General features: G+C 63.7%; 13 protein-coding genes. 10 read left to right on the plus strand and 3 right to left on the minus strand.

Going from position 1 to position 14,264, the window contains the following annotated elements:
• Positions 1-148: 148 nt before the first annotated feature.
• The gene (locus NLY43_RS16535) at positions 149-1,054 is read right to left on the minus strand and encodes a branched-chain amino acid ABC transporter permease (RefSeq protein WP_023695936.1); all 906 of its coding nucleotides are present in this window, start codon (positions 1,052-1,054) and stop codon (positions 149-151) included.
• A gap of 89 nt (positions 1,055-1,143) precedes the next feature.
• Here NLY43_RS16535 and NLY43_RS16540 point away from each other — a divergent pair, with 89 nt between their 5' ends.
• From NLY43_RS16540 to NLY43_RS16560, 5 genes are all read left to right on the plus strand, one after another.
• Positions 1,144-1,755 (plus strand): CGNR zinc finger domain-containing protein, encoded by a 612-nt coding sequence (locus tag NLY43_RS16540; protein WP_023683519.1) that lies wholly within the window; start codon positions 1,144-1,146, stop codon positions 1,753-1,755.
• Positions 1,748-2,278, plus strand: a complete 531-nt coding sequence (locus tag NLY43_RS16545) for a hypothetical protein (protein ID WP_023671345.1) — start codon at positions 1,748-1,750, stop codon at positions 2,276-2,278. The genes NLY43_RS16540 and NLY43_RS16545 overlap by 8 nt, the downstream gene beginning before the upstream one ends.
• A 221-nt stretch (positions 2,279-2,499) precedes the next feature.
• Positions 2,500-5,970, plus strand: a complete 3,471-nt coding sequence (locus NLY43_RS16550; protein ID WP_023711338.1) for an indolepyruvate ferredoxin oxidoreductase family protein — start codon at positions 2,500-2,502, stop codon at positions 5,968-5,970.
• A 112-nt stretch (positions 5,971-6,082) separates the two neighbouring features.
• Positions 6,083-8,425, plus strand: a complete 2,343-nt coding sequence (locus NLY43_RS16555; RefSeq protein ID WP_031196397.1) for a putative bifunctional diguanylate cyclase/phosphodiesterase — start codon at positions 6,083-6,085, stop codon at positions 8,423-8,425.
• Positions 8,426-8,592: 167 nt separating this feature from the next.
• Entirely contained in the window at positions 8,593-9,360 is a 768-nt protein-coding gene (locus tag NLY43_RS16560; RefSeq protein WP_023695933.1) for an N-acyl amino acid synthase FeeM domain-containing protein, read from the plus strand.
• On the opposite strand, the gene NLY43_RS16565 is transcribed toward NLY43_RS16560, so the two are convergent.
• On the minus strand, positions 9,335-9,466 hold the full coding sequence (locus NLY43_RS16565; RefSeq protein WP_280793507.1) for a hypothetical protein: 132 nt from the start codon (positions 9,464-9,466) through the stop codon (positions 9,335-9,337). The two genes, NLY43_RS16560 and NLY43_RS16565, sit on opposite strands and share 26 nt — an antisense overlap.
• On the opposite strand from NLY43_RS16565, the gene NLY43_RS16570 reads away from it, so the two are divergent.
• The 5 genes from NLY43_RS16570 (at position 9,465) to NLY43_RS16590 (ending at position 13,194) form a co-directional block, all read left to right on the plus strand.
• Positions 9,465-9,614, plus strand: coding sequence for a DUF3096 domain-containing protein (locus NLY43_RS16570; protein ID WP_023671341.1), 150 nt, complete (start codon positions 9,465-9,467; stop codon positions 9,612-9,614). The two genes, NLY43_RS16565 and NLY43_RS16570, sit on opposite strands and share 2 nt — an antisense overlap.
• Positions 9,615-9,779: 165 nt before the next feature.
• Entirely contained in the window at positions 9,780-10,004 is a 225-nt protein-coding gene (locus NLY43_RS16575) for an aa3-type cytochrome c oxidase subunit IV (RefSeq protein WP_023671340.1), read from the plus strand.
• An 83-nt stretch (positions 10,005-10,087) separates the two neighbouring features.
• Complete coding sequence (locus NLY43_RS16580) at positions 10,088-11,365, plus strand: Re/Si-specific NAD(P)(+) transhydrogenase subunit alpha (RefSeq protein WP_023695932.1); 1,278 nt, start codon at positions 10,088-10,090, stop codon at positions 11,363-11,365.
• Positions 11,365-11,790 (plus strand): NAD(P) transhydrogenase subunit alpha part 2, encoded by a 426-nt coding sequence (locus NLY43_RS16585; protein WP_032891560.1) that lies wholly within the window; start codon positions 11,365-11,367, stop codon positions 11,788-11,790. Before NLY43_RS16580 ends, NLY43_RS16585 begins: the two co-directional genes overlap by 1 nt.
• Before the next feature lie 6 nt (positions 11,791-11,796).
• The gene (locus NLY43_RS16590) at positions 11,797-13,194 is read left to right on the plus strand and encodes an NAD(P)(+) transhydrogenase (Re/Si-specific) subunit beta (RefSeq protein WP_023671337.1); all 1,398 of its coding nucleotides are present in this window, start codon (positions 11,797-11,799) and stop codon (positions 13,192-13,194) included.
• Between the two features lie 92 nt (positions 13,195-13,286).
• Here the strand turns inward: NLY43_RS16590 and NLY43_RS16595 are convergent, their stop codons facing one another.
• On the minus strand, positions 13,287-14,204 hold the full coding sequence (locus NLY43_RS16595) for a hypothetical protein (RefSeq protein WP_023711339.1): 918 nt from the start codon (positions 14,202-14,204) through the stop codon (positions 13,287-13,289).
• Between the last annotated feature and the right edge of the window lie 60 nt (positions 14,205-14,264).

A 14,264-nucleotide genomic window follows, 5' to 3' on the forward strand; every position in this document is an offset into this window, starting at 1 on the left:
GCGCCGCTGTGGCCCAACGGTATGCCGTGCGTGGTTCGGCGGGTCAACATGGCATGGGCGCGATCAACGCCGTCGTGACGGGAGGCAGGGGATAAGTGCCGACCGGCTGCTGCGTCATGCAACCAAAGTCTGACAGCGGATGCGGCGATCAGGCGATCTTCTGCTGGTCGCGGCCGGGACCGATCAGCACAAGTGCCGCGACCAGGAACAGATACATCCAGCCATCGCGCCATTCGATCGGGAAATAGCCGGCCCATAGCGACTCCGCCATGCCGAAGGCGGCCGCACCGAGCGCGGCCCGAGGCGGAGAGAGATAGCCGCCCACCGCCGTCACGAACAGGATTTTCAGCCCGTAGACGAGGCCGGAGCCGAAGCTGACATTGCCGTAGTAAAGGGCGGCCATGATTCCGGCCAGCGCGGCGCAGAAACCGCCGAACAGCACCGCATGCCGGAACACTGCGCGCACGTCCACGCCGCACATGGCAGCCGCTTTGGGATCGTCGGAGACGGCGCGCCAGCGGCGGCCGAAGCCCGAGCGGGCAAACGCCCATGCAGCGAGCATGATTGCCGCCAGAACCACCGCGCAATCGATGAGCTGGATCAGCGTCAGCGTCGCCTGGAAGCCGGCATCCTGAGCAAAAACGATGGGCTGCGCCAGCATCGGCGGCAGCCACCAATCATGCGTGTCGGCGGCGATACGGCTTGCTTCCGACAGCACCAGCAGGATGCCGAGCGTCGTCACCACAATGGCATTGGGCGTGCGGTCGGCCAGCGGTTCGAAGACGCTGCGCGACAGCACGTGGCCGATCAGCGCGGCATAAAGGAAAGCCGTGACGACGCCGAGCACCACTGCCGCCAGCAAGGTCAGCCACAATACCTGATAGCCGAAGGCCACGGTCAGGATCATCGTCTGGCCGCAAAAGGCGAACAGCGCGCCGTAGGCGAGATTGGTCCGGTGCAGGATGCCGTTGGTCAGCACGTAGCCGAAGGCAAGCAGCGCATAGAGCGCGCCGGAATGCAGCCCGTTCAGCACCTGCTGGAAGAAATAGAGCATAGACAGCTTTCCGGGCGCCGGAGCCCGCGCCAAGGTTTGCATCGTAGAATCTAACTTGTCAAATGCGTTTTATGGGTTAGATTTCTGATATGACAGTATCTTGGACCCCACATCGCTTCACCGGCGGCATTCTTGCGCTCGATACGGCCAACACCGTGGTGTTGCGCAACGATCCGGAAAAGACCTTCGACCGTTTTGACGATCCGGCCGAGATCGCGCGCTTCGCCGATGCCGCAAGCGGCTTTCGCGGTGCCGAGCTTGGCGGCAGACCGCTGGAGGCGACCTCGCCGGACAGGATCGCCCCGGTGGTGCTGGCGATCCGCGAGACGACCGACTGCCTGTTTCGCGGCGCGGTGTCGAAAGGTGCGCTTGCCGCCGGCGACCTCGCCGCTTTTCTCAAGGCCTGCGCCAACGGCCTCGACCGGAGCCTGGCCGAAATCGGCGCACCGGGTAGACCGTTCGGCGACCCATCGACGCCGATCGCGTTCGAGGCGGCGCTGGCGGTTTCGGCCTTGTCGCTGCTGCGCGACGACACGGTCGCCAGGCTCAGGATCTGTCCCAATTGCAGCTGGCTGTTCGTCGACAGGAGCCGCAATTCCAGCCGCCTTTGGTGCGATATGGCTGTGTGCGGCAACCGCCAGAAAGCAAGCCGTCACTATCGCCGCCGCCGCACGGCGCCCCATGAGGTCAACAATGCCTAGGGTTGTTTTTCGTTCGATCCTTGTCGGTGCTGCGCTCATTGCAGCCGTTGCGCTTGGCGCCTGCCGCGACACCGGCGGCGACGGCAAGCTGTTCGAGGTTTCCGGCAAGGTCGTCGTCTTCAATTACCGCCTCGCCCGGGCGACCTATGTCGTGACGCTGCGGCCCCTGCAGCCGATGGGCGAAGGCCAGGTTGCGGTCGCCAGCTTCCAGAATCCGGCTGGCGGTCCTCCCCTGGTGATCGAGCAGAAGGTCTGGCCGAAGCTCGACAAGGTCAGCCTGGAAAGCCCGGCGCTGACCTGTATCGTCAAGGACAAGCCCTATGCGATTTCGATCAGCATCAGGGGTCCTGACGGCACGTTCCTGCAGAAGATCGACACGACGCTGATGTCGAGCGAGGACCAGTCGATCCTTCCCGACCGGCCGCTGGTGGTCGACCAGCTCTATACGGCCAATCCCGATCTTGCCGGCCATCCCGACGGCAAGCTGCCGGGTGAGCCGAAGCCGGATTGCTCGAAAGGCTGACGCGTCTTAGCCCGGCGCGATTGCGTGGAAATTTTTGGTCGCCGGACAACCGCCGCGGACCGATTTCGTGCCGGATACGCGACGGCAGCGGATCGTTCGTTGCGCTTTGCCTGGCACTTTCGATTTCGTTTGACCTGCCTTGCAAGCGGAGAAAGACTGCGCCATCTCACTCCTACGTTGGCTGCGCGCCCCCGGTGCTGTCTCCGCAGAGGAAATGCCTGATGACGCTGCACGACGTCGCGCTCGACGACAAGTTCGATCTTGGTAAGGAGCGCATCTTCCTGTCCGGTGCACAGGCGGTCATCCGCATGCTTTTGATGCAACGCGAGCGCGACCGCCGGGCCGGCCTCAACACGGCCGGCTTCGTGTCCGGTTATCGCGGCTCGCCGCTCGGCGGCCTCGATATGCAGCTGTGGCGGGCGAAAAAGCAGCTGGCGCAGGCCGACATCGTTTTCCAGCCCGGCCTCAACGAGGAGCTTGCCGCCACCGCCTGCTGGGGCTCTCAGCAGACGGAATTGCTGGGCGAAGGCAAGCATGACGGGGTATTTTCGGTCTGGTACGGCAAGGGTCCGGGCGTCGACCGCTCCGGCGACGTTTTCCGCCACGCCAACCTCGCGGGATCGTCGAAGTATGGCGGCGTGCTTGCGCTGATGGGCGACGACCATATGGCCGAATCATCGACCAATGCGCACGCCACCGAATTCCTGTTCGTCGACACCATGGTGCCGATCCTCAACCCGGCCGGCGTTCAGGAGATCATCGACTACGGCCTCTACGGCTTTGCCATGTCGCGCTTCGCCGGCACCTGGGCGGCTATCAAATGCGTCAAGGACAACATCGAATCCACGGCCTCCGTCGATGCCGCGCTCGAGCGCCTGAACATCGTCGTGCCGGAGTTCGATATGCCGCCCGGCGGCCTCAACATCCGCGATGAGATCGACATGCTCGGCCAGGAGGAGCGGCTGCATGAATACAAGCGCGCCGCTGCATCCGCCTTCATCCATGCCAACGGCCTGAACCGCATCGTCTATTCGGGCGGCCGCGCGCCGAAGCTCGGTATCATCACGCTCGGCAAGAGCTATCTCGATGTCCGCCAGGCGCTGGAAGACATCGGCATCGACGAGGCCGCCGCCGGCCGCATCGGCATCCGCCTGTTCAAGGTCGGTTGCCCATGGCCGCTCGACCTGCAGCATATCGCCGAATTCGCCCGCGGCCTCGACACCATCGTCGTCGTCGAGGAGAAGCGCTCGCTGATCGAGGTGCAACTGCGCGAAAACCTCTACGGCACCGCCACCCAGCCGATGATCGTCGGCAAGAAGGACGAGCGCGGCGACTGGCTGTTCCCGGCCAAGGGCGCGCTCGACCCCAACGAGATCGCCATTGCGCTGGGCGAGCGCATCCTGCGCACAATCGGCCCTTCGGAAGAGATCACTGCCAAGGTGGCAAAGCTGCGCCAGTTCCAGGCGATGCTTGCCGACACCAGCGATATCGGTTCGCGCACGCCGTTCTTCTGCTCCGGCTGCCCGCACAATTCCTCGACCAAGGTGCCGGTCGGCTCGATCGCCGCCGCCGGTATCGGCTGCCATTTCATGGCGCTGTGGATGGACCGCAACACGGTCGGCTTCACCGCCATGGGCGGCGAGGGCGCACAATGGGTCGGCCAGGCGCCATTCTCCAAGCGCGGCCACATTTTCCAGAATCTCGGCGACGGGACCTACAATCACTCCGGCACGCTGGCGATCCGCTTCGCGCTGTCGACCGATGCCAACATCACCTACAAGATCCTCTACAACGACGCCGTCGCCATGACCGGCGGCCAGCCGCATGAGGGCGGCCTGACTGTCGACATGATCGCCAGGCAGGTGCGCGCCGAAGGCGTCGAGCGCATCGCCATCGTCACCGACGAGCCGGACAAATATGCGGGGAAGGCCGAATTCCCCTCCGGCGCCACCATCCACCACCGCGACGACCTCGACCTCGTCCAGCGCGAGCTGCGCGACGTCAAGGGCGTCTCGGTGCTGCTCTACGACCAGACCTGCGCCGCCGAAAAGCGCCGCCGCCGCAAGCGCGGCACCTTCCCGGATCCCGACAAGCGGGTCTTCATCAACGAACTGGTCTGCGAGGGCTGCGGCGATTGCGGGGTGCAATCGAACTGCGTCTCGATCCAGCCGGTCGAAACCGAGTTCGGCCGCAAGCGCAGAATAGACCAGTCGAGCTGCAACAAGGACTTCTCCTGCGTCAACGGCTTCTGCCCGTCCTTCGTCACCGTGCACGGCGCCAAGATCAGGAAGGCCGAAGGCATTGCCGGGCGCTCCGACCCGCTTGACGGCGTGCCGGTGCCAGCCGAATTCCCGCTCGGTAGCGAGGGTTGGGCGGCGATCATCGACGGCGTCGGCGGCACCGGCGTCGTCACCATAGGTGCTGTGCTCGGTATGGCCGCCCATCTCGAGGACAAGGGCTGCGGCATGATCGACATGGCCGGCCTCGCCCAGAAGGGCGGCTCGGTGTTCACCCATGTCCGCATCGCCCGCACTCCGGACGACATCCACGCGATCCGCGTTTCGGCCGGCAAGGCGGACCTGGTGCTCGGCTGCGACCTCGTCGTCTCGGGCGCCAAGAAGGTGCTGGCCGCAGTGCGCGAAGGCCATACCATCTTCCTCGCCAACACCGCCGAGATCATGCCCGGCGAATTCGCCCGTTCGGCCGATTTCTCGCTGCCGATCGAGCGCCTGAAGAAGGCGATCCGTGCTGCCGCCGGCGAAGACAAGACGCATTTCTTCGACGCCACGCGCACCGCCACCCAATTGTTCGGCAATTCACTCGGCGCCAATATGTTCATGCTCGGCTTCGCCTTCCAGAATGGCGGGCTGCCGCTGTCGGCGCAAGCCGTTGAAAAAGCAATCGAATTAAACGGCGAGGCGGTGGCGATGAACATCGCCGCCTTCCGCTGGGGCCGGCGCGCCGCGCATCAGCCGGAGTTTGTGCGCGGCCTCGTCGCCCAGCCGGGCAAGGCCACTGAGATCGCCAAGACGCTGGACGATATCATCGCCCGCCGCGTCGCTTTCCTCTCTGCCTATCAGAATGCCGCCTATGGCAGGCGCTATGCCGAGAAGCTGGCGGTTTTGCGTGCTGCCGAGGCCAAGGCCGTGCCTGACTCGACCGCGGTGACCGAGGCCGCCGCCAGAAACCTGTTCAAGCTGATGGCGATCAAGGACGAATATGAGGTGGCGCGGCTATACACCGACGGCTCCTTCGCTATGGAGCTCTCAAAACAGTTCCAGAGCTACGACAAACTCGAATTTCATCTGGCGCCACCGATCATGGGCAGGCGCGGCAATGACGGCAAGCCGAGGAAATCGAGCTTCGGCCCGTGGATGATGAAGGGATTTCGCCTGCTGGCGGCGCTGAAAGGCCTGCGCGGCACGGCCTTCGACGTGTTCGGCTACAGCACTGAGCGGCGCATGGAGCGGCAGCTTCTGGCCCGCTATGAGGCCGATCTGGAGCTTGTCGCCAAGGCACTTGCGCCAGGCAGGATCGAGGCCGCCATCGCCCTTGCCTCGGTGCCGGCGCTCATTCGCGGCTACGGCCATGTCAGGCAAGCCAGCGCCGAAAAGGCAGAGGGCGAGCGCACAAGGCTTGTCGAGCGGCTGGCCAACACGCCGGCGCGGCCTGAACTTCAGGCCGCCGAGTGATCGATACGCCTTGTTTACCTGAACACGAATTTTCGCGGTTTACGCCGATGGAGCCGACTTGACGCCAGGCGTCGGAACGGCATCTCTAAACCTTTCTTAAGGCGAATGTGACATGACTGCGGTTCGTGCGACACCGCAGGCCATGCAAGAAAACAAAGCCGCAGAGATAGGTGAGGACGTCTATGCTGGGTTCGTGCGATCGTTGTTCAACGATCCCGGGATCCTGCTGATTGGCGCATTTTGCCATGGCCTCATCGGCATTCTGGTTTATTTTACCTCGGGGCATCCGGCCTATCTTGCATTGGCCGCGCTTATGCTTGCGGCGGGGCTTTACCGTTACTACGGCATCCGCAAAGGCCTGCGCATAGGCAGTTTCGAAACTTATGAACAAGCCAAGAAGTGGGAACGCTACTACCTGGTTGGCGGCACCATCCAGGCTTTCTTCATGGGGCTTTTCTGCTTCACCTCAATCTATCTCATTCCCGATGTCTTCGGGGAAAGTGCCGCCATCGCCGTCATAATGGGCTCGACGGTGACCATTGTCGGCCGCAATTACGGCTCCAAGACCATGGTTGCGGTGCAGGCCTTCACGGTCGTGCTGCCGATCGCGGTCGGGCTGATGCTCAAGGGACATCTCGGCGATTTCATCCTCGGCCTCTACATAGTGCCGTTCATCTTCATCATCACCCGGATGGCCAGCCACGTCCGCACCGTGCTGTTCAACGCCATTTCGGAGCGCAAGACGGCCGCCAGGCTCGCCGAGCGCTTCAACCGCGCGCTCAACACCATGTCGCATGGCCTGGTCATGCTCGGCCCCGACGGCAAGGTCGTGGTCGGCAATGCCGAAGCCGCGCATCTGATGTCGCTGCGCTCGCCCGACCAGCTGCTCGGGCGGTCGATCCATTCGCTGCTCCTGCGCGGCGTTGCGGGCGGCATGCTGGCGCCGAAAGACTGTCGTTATGTCGAAGCGCAGCTGACGCGCGCCTTGCGCGAGGGCCGCGACCGCAAGGTGCTGGTCTCCTTCTCCAATGGCCAGCACTATGAGTTCTCGGCCCGCGAAGGCAATCAGGATCTCGGTGTCATCACCTTCGAGGACGTCACCGCCCGCGTCGAGGCTGAGGAAAAAATCCGCTTCATGGCGCGCTATGACAGCCTTACCGGCCTGCCGAACCGCGCGTATTTCCATGAGCTGGTCGGTGAAGCCATGGCGTCGGGCAGCCGCGACCGCCTGTGCGCCCTGGCGGTGCTCGATCTCGATGATTTCAAGAGCGTCAACGACACCCTCGGCCATCCGGTCGGCGACGGACTTATCTATGCCGTTGCCGAGCGACTGGCGGCCGTCGCCGGGCAAGGCGTCAATGTCAGCCGCTTCGGCGGCGACGAGTTCATGATCTTCTTCGACCGCGTCGAGGATGAAAGCCATCTGACGGGCCTGCTCGACCAGATCTTTGCCGATCTGCAGGGCGAGGTCGACGTCGCAGGCCACGGTCTGCGCATCCAGGCAAGCGCGGGCGCCGTGCTGTCCAGGGTCGACGACACCGATGTCGACGCCATGATCGTCAAGGCCGATCTGGCGCTCTACAAGGCCAAGGAACTCGGCAAGAACAACTGGCGGCTGTTCGAGGCAGCGATGGATGCGGCGTTCCGCAACCGCCAGCTGATGAAGGCCGATCTGCGCACGGCGGTCGAAGGCAAGGCGCTGCGGGTGGTCTATCAGCCGATCGTGGCGATGAACACCATGCGCATCGCCAGTTGCGAGGCGCTGTGCCGCTGGGATCATCCCGATCTCGGGCCGGTTTCGCCCAGCATCTTCATTCCGCTGGCCGAAGAAATGGGCATCATTTCCGAGATCAGCACTTTTGTGCTCGCGGCTGCCTGCGCCGAATGCGCTAAATGGCCCGCACAGACCAGCGTCTCGGTCAACCTTTCGGCCAAGGATTTCCGCAACCGCGACGTTGTCCAGAAGGTTCGCGACGCGCTTGCCACTTCGGGGCTCGCCGCCGGCCGCCTCGAGATCGAAGTCACCGAAACCGCACTGCTCGACGACAAATCGCTAACGCGCCAGTATATCGAGGAACTTAAGCAGCTTGGCGTGCGCATTGCGCTCGACGATTTCGGCACCGGCTATTCAAGCCTGAGCTACCTCCACAAGCTGCCGCTCGACAAGATCAAGATCGACCGTTCGTTCCTGATGGACGTGACCCAGAACAAGCGTTCGCTCGACTTGTTGAAGGGCATCGTCGACCTGACCCGCGTGCTCGGGCTGACCGTCACCATCGAAGGTGTGGAAACCTTCGAACAGCTGAAGATCCTGGTGCATTCGGTCAAGCCGGACCTCGTCCAGGGCTTCCTGTTTGGCGCAGCACTCAGTGCCTCGGGCATAGAGACCATGTCCAACGTGACCTGGCCTTTCGCCGCCGAGCTGCGGCCGGCGGCAAAACTCGCCACGCCCTGACCCGTCATTAAATTGCGCTTGAAAAGCCCGTCTAAAAAGCGTTGTATTGTCTAGGCGTTAACTGATTGTTAAGGTTAATGATCGGTAAACACAGACGATTAGAGTTTCATCTTCTTGTTCCTTCGGTCGTCCGGTATTGTTCTCCTGCGGCGGTACGAGGGGAAGTAATGGACACGCATCAGTCAGGTGTGCTTTCGGGTGCGGCAGTCAAATCCGGCCCGCCTTCCTTGTTCGCCCGCAACGTCCTCGACGTCCTCGAGCGTGTCGAATACCGGCGCTGCGAAAGCGGCGAGGATCTCGAAGCGGTCTACCGGCTGCGCTACAAGGCCTTTCATACACACGGCCTGCTTGACACCATTACCGAACAGAAGCTCGTCGATCCCCTTGACGAAGTGCGCAATTGCTACTGTTTCGGCGTCTTCATGGATGGCGAGCTGGTCAGCACCGTCAGGCTCCACCATTTGACCCGTGAGACCCCCGAAGCGCCGATCATGACCGTTTTCGGCGACCGGCTGCTGCTGCGGCTGGCGCGCGGTGAAACCTTCATCGACCCGAGCCGGTTGGCGATCGATCCGCAAATGTCGTCGGCCAACCGCGCCCTGCCCTATGTCACGCTGCGGCTCGCGGTTATCGCCAACACCTTCTTCAACGCCACCAGCTGCATTTCGATGATCCGCGAGGAGCACACGGCCTTCTACCATCGCATCTTCGGATCGGTGCAGGTCGGCGAGCCGCGCCTCTACCCGCCCTTCACCATGCCGATCTTCTTCTATGAATCGATCTGCGAGCAGAACATGGCCCCGACGCTGGAGCGCTTTCCCTTCTTCCAGTCGACGGCGCTGGAGCGGCGTATGCTGTTTGCCAAGGCGCCGGCCGGCGAGCTCGCGCCGCTGACCATCCTGCCCACCGCTAAATATTTTCGCGAAGCAGCGTAATGTCGGCAAAGCCGGCGCACTTTAGCGCCCGGTGCGAGGAGCTTTCCGGCCGCTTCGGCGTTCTGGACGTCACGACGCCGACGCGGCCATAGAAAGGAACCGACATGCATATTCCCGAGCTAGCACTGACCCCGCTGATCTCGCTGATTGCCGGCGTGCTGATCCTGGTGATGCCGCGGCTGCTCAACTACATCGTCGCGCTCTATCTGATCGTCATTGGGCTGCTCGGGCTGTTTCCGCATCTAGCCGGTTGAAACGCAAAATCCTCAACCTTCGACGCCAGGCCGGCGACAAGCCCATACCGCCGGCTTTCAACATTCCTTTGAGGCTGTTGTCACTGGTCGTGCGGCAATAGCGCCATTGCTCTTGGCCCGGCTTTTCGCTATGTGCCTCAAAGATGTCTTCGAAGGGGTATTCCTATGGCTGATCACACGCCGACCGGTCCTGTCGAACTGGGCGCGAAGATGGACTATGCCGAACATGACCGCACCTATCATGGCTTTCTGGCGCTGGCCAAATACGGCTCGCTGTTCTGCGGCGCCCTGCTCCTGGCCATGGCTTTCGGCTTCTTCGCAGGCGGCTTCTTCTCCGCGACCATCCTGTTCGTGCTGATCCTCGCCCTCGGCGCCTTCATTCTCCGATAGTCTATACAGACCCCTTGCCAGGGCGTAGCCGGATATCCGGCCGCACTCTTGCGCAAACAGGTTCCAGCCGAAAGGATCATGCGGTGGGACAGACGGTTTTCATCCCTCGCGAGCTCGATGCCAGCGAGCCTCGTGTCGCGGCCTCGCCCGATACCGTGAAGCGGCTGGCGGCGCTGGGCTTCGACGTCACCGTCGAGACGGGCGCCGGCACCAAGTCGCGCATTCCCGATGAGGAGTTCGCCAAGGCGGGTGCCGCGATCGGCAAGGCTTCGGATGCGAGCCGGGCGGATGTGGTGCTGAAGGTGCGCCGGCCGACCGACGCCGAGCTGAAGGGCTACAAATCGGGTGCGGCGGTCATCGCCATCATGGATCCCTACGGCAATGATGCCGCGGTCGCGGCGCTTGCCGAGGCTGGGGTCACCGCCTTCTCGATGGAATTCATGCCGCGCATCACCCGCGCCCAGTCGATGGATGTGCTGTCGTCGCAGGCCAATCTCGCCGGCTACCAGGCCGTGATTGACGGCGCATCGGAGTATGACCGCGCGCTGCCGATGATGATGACTGCGGCCGGCACCGTGCCGGCGGCGAAGATCTTCATCATGGGCGTCGGCGTTGCCGGCCTGCAGGCGATCGCCACGGCGCGCCGTCTCGGCGCTGTCGTCACCGCCACGGACGTTCGTCCCGCCGCCAAGGAACAGGTGGCGTCGCTTGGCGCAAAGTTCCTCGCCGTCGAGGACGAGGAGTTCAAGGCGGCCGAGACCGCCGGCGGCTACGCCAAGGAAATGTCGAAGGAGTACCAGGCGAAGCAGGCAGCGCTCACCGCTGAGCACATCGCCAAGCAGGACATCGTCATCACCACGGCGCTGATCCCCGGCCGGCCGGCGCCGAAGCTGGTGTCGGCGGCGATGGTCGCCTCGATGAAGCCGGGTTCGGTGATCGTCGACCTCGCCGTCGAGCGCGGCGGCAATGTCGAAGGCGCGGTTGCGGGTCAGGTGGTGACGACGGCCAACAACGTTAAGATCGTCGGCCACCTCAACGTGCCCGGCCGCGTCGCCGCATCGGCCTCGCTGCTCTACGCCAGGAACCTGTTCGCCTTCCTCGAGACGCTGGTCGACAAGACCAGCAAGACGCTCGCCATCAACCGCGAAGACGATCTGGTTAAGGCGACGATGCTGACCGACGCTGGCCGCGTGGTGCATCCGGCCTTCGCCAAGGCGGCGGAACAGCCCCATATCGAACCGGCGGCCATTCCGGCCGAGACCATGGTGGCTGATGCCACGCCGAAGAAGGCTGCACCGAAAAAGGCGTCCGACAAAGCCACTGCCGGCAAGTCCGCCGCCAAGCCGAAGGGGATCGCGTGATGGATCAGACCTTGCAGAAAGCCCTCGATCAGCTCGACCAGGCAAGTGCCGCCGTCCGGCTGGCTGTGCAGAACCTGGCCAACGCGCCCGGTGGCGTCGATGCGGCGGGCGATGCCGCGCACGCACTGTCCGGCGGCGCCATCGATCCCTTCGTCTTCCGCTTCGCCATCTTCGTACTTGCGATCTTCGTCGGATACTACGTCGTCTGGTCGGTGACGCCGGCGCTGCACACGCCGCTGATGGCGGTCACCAACGCCATCTCCTCGGTCATCGTCGTCGGCGCGCTGCTGGCCGTCGGCATCTCGGCCTCCGGCATTGCCACCGGCTTCGGCTTCGTCGCGCTGATGCTGGTCTCAGTCAACATCTTTGGCGGCTTCCTGGTCACCCAGCGCATGCTGGCCATGTACAAGAAGAAGGACCGGTAGAGAGCCATGAACGCCAACTTCGCGTCCTTCCTCTACCTGGTCTCCGGCGTCCTGTTCATCATGGCGCTGCGCGGCCTGTCGCATCCGACCACCAGCCGCCAAGGCAATCTCTACGGCATGATCGGCATGGGCATTGCCATTGCCACCACGCTGGCGCTGGCGACTCCGTCCGCCGGGCGCTTCGGCCTGATCGTGCTTGGTCTGGCCATCGGCGGCGGCGTCGGCGCCGTTACAGCGCGCCGCATCGCCATGACGTCGATGCCGCAGCTGGTCGCCGCCTTCCACTCGCTGGTCGGCCTTGCCGCCGTCATGGTAGCGGCAGCCGCCATCTACGCGCCGGAAAGTTTCGGCATCGGCACCAATGGCGACATCCACGCCCAGGCGCTGATCGAGATGAGCCTTGGCGTTGCCATCGGCGCCATCACTTTCACCGGCTCCGTCATCGCCTTCCTCAAGCTCGATGGCCGCATGTCGGGCAAGCCGATCATGATCGGCGGCCGTCACATCATCAACGCGGTCCTCGGCATCGCGCTGATCGTGCTGATCGTGCTTCTGGTCACCACCGAGGCCAAGCTGGTGTTCTGGCTGATCGTCGCGGCGTCGCTGGCGCTCGGCGTCCTCTTGATCATCCCGATCGGCGGCGCCGACATGCCGGTCGTCGTCTCGATGCTGAATTCTTATTCCGGCTGGGCCGCCGCGGCACTCGGCTTCACGCTTGGCAATCTGGCGTTGATCATCACCGGCGCGCTGGTCGGCTCGTCCGGCGCCATCCTGTCCTACATCATGTGCAAGGGCATGAACCGGTCGTTCATCTCGGTCATCCTCGGCGGCTTCGGCGGCGAGACCGCGGCGGTTGCCGATGACGGCATCGAACGCACGGTCAAGCAGGGCTCGGCCGACGACGCTGCCTATCTGATGATGAACGCACAGAAGGTCATCATCGTGCCGGGCTACGGCATGGCGGTCGCTCAGGCCCAGCACGCGCTGCGCGAAATGGCCGACAAGCTCAAGGCCAATGGCGTGGATGTCAAATACGCCATCCACCCCGTGGCCGGCCGCATGCCCGGCCACATGAACGTGCTGCTCGCCGAAGCCAATGTTCCCTATGACGAAGTGTTCGAACTGGAAGACATCAACTCCGAGTTCGCGCAGGCCGATGTCGCCTATGTCATCGGCGCCAACGACGTCACCAATCCGTCCGCCCGCGACGACAAGTCGTCGCCGATCTACGGCATGCCGATCCTCGACGTCGACAAGGCCCGCACCTGCCTGTTCGTCAAGCGCTCGCTCGGCTCCGGCTATGCCGGCATCGACAACACGCTGTTCTACAAGGACGGCACCATGATGCTGCTCGGCGACGCCAAGAAGATGACCGAGGAAATCGTCAAGGCCATGGATCACTGATCCCGCTGCAACCTTCCACTGGAAGGTTGTCGGTCCATCATCGGAAACAAAAAAGCCCGGTTCGACCGGGCTTTTCTATGTTGAAGACCGGTTCAGCGGCTGGTCAGGAAAACCGCTTCCTCGTCGTCGCGCTGCCTGCCGCCCAGTGCTGCCGCAGCGCTGGCGATGAAGGCGCCGATAACCAGCGACAGGGCGCCAAGCAGTGCGAAGGTGGCGCTGCCTTTCCGGGCGGCGTCGGCGGCCTGCTTGGCCTTGACCTTGCCGTCCTCGACCCTGGCCACCAGGGCGTCGACACGCGCCTTGGCGTCAGCCTCGGAAAGCCCGGTGCGGGCGGCGACGAGCTGCGACAGATAGGTCTTGTCGTCAGCCGAAATTTCGCCTGCCGCCGCACTGGCGATGAGGATGCGCGAAGCCTGCCCGGCCGCAGCCGCATCGCTGTCCGGATTGGCCGCCGCGAGCCTGGCGGCATCAGCCGGACGGAACAGCGTATCCACAAGATAGGACGTTGCATTGTCGGCCGGTGCGCTGCCGGCATTGGCGGACGCGCCGGCCGAAGCACCCATGGCGGCGCCTGAGGCAACAGTAGAAGCCGCCTGCACGCCTGAACCAAGCACTGCCGACAGCGCCGACCCGAGAATGCCGACGACCAGCAATGTCGCCAGCGCCCAGGCGAGGAGGCCGTGCGCGGTGTCACGGAAATAGACCTCGTCGGTGTGGATGCCGACCCATTTGGTGCGCAGGCGTCCGGCAAGATAGCCACCGACCCCGGAGGACAGCCATTGCACGATGATGAGCCAGATGGCGCCGGACACCGCGAAGGTGGTCAGCGAGGCACTGGCGCCGGACCACGGCGAGACCATGGTCAGCCCCAGCCCCGAACCGAGCAGCATGAGGATGAAGGTCAGCGTCGAGGCCGCGAAGGCGCCGGCGATGATCGGACCCCAGCTGACGGCCGGGGCGGAGGATTCTGTTGAGGCGGATACGTCGACAGCCGACACGGTGGACTGCATCGACGCCTCCTACCGTACGAACAGCATGATGAGAATGATGATCGGGATCGGAATACCGAG

The organism is Mesorhizobium sp. C416B, from assembly GCF_030323165.1.
GTDB lineage: Bacteria > Pseudomonadota > Alphaproteobacteria > Rhizobiales > Rhizobiaceae > Mesorhizobium.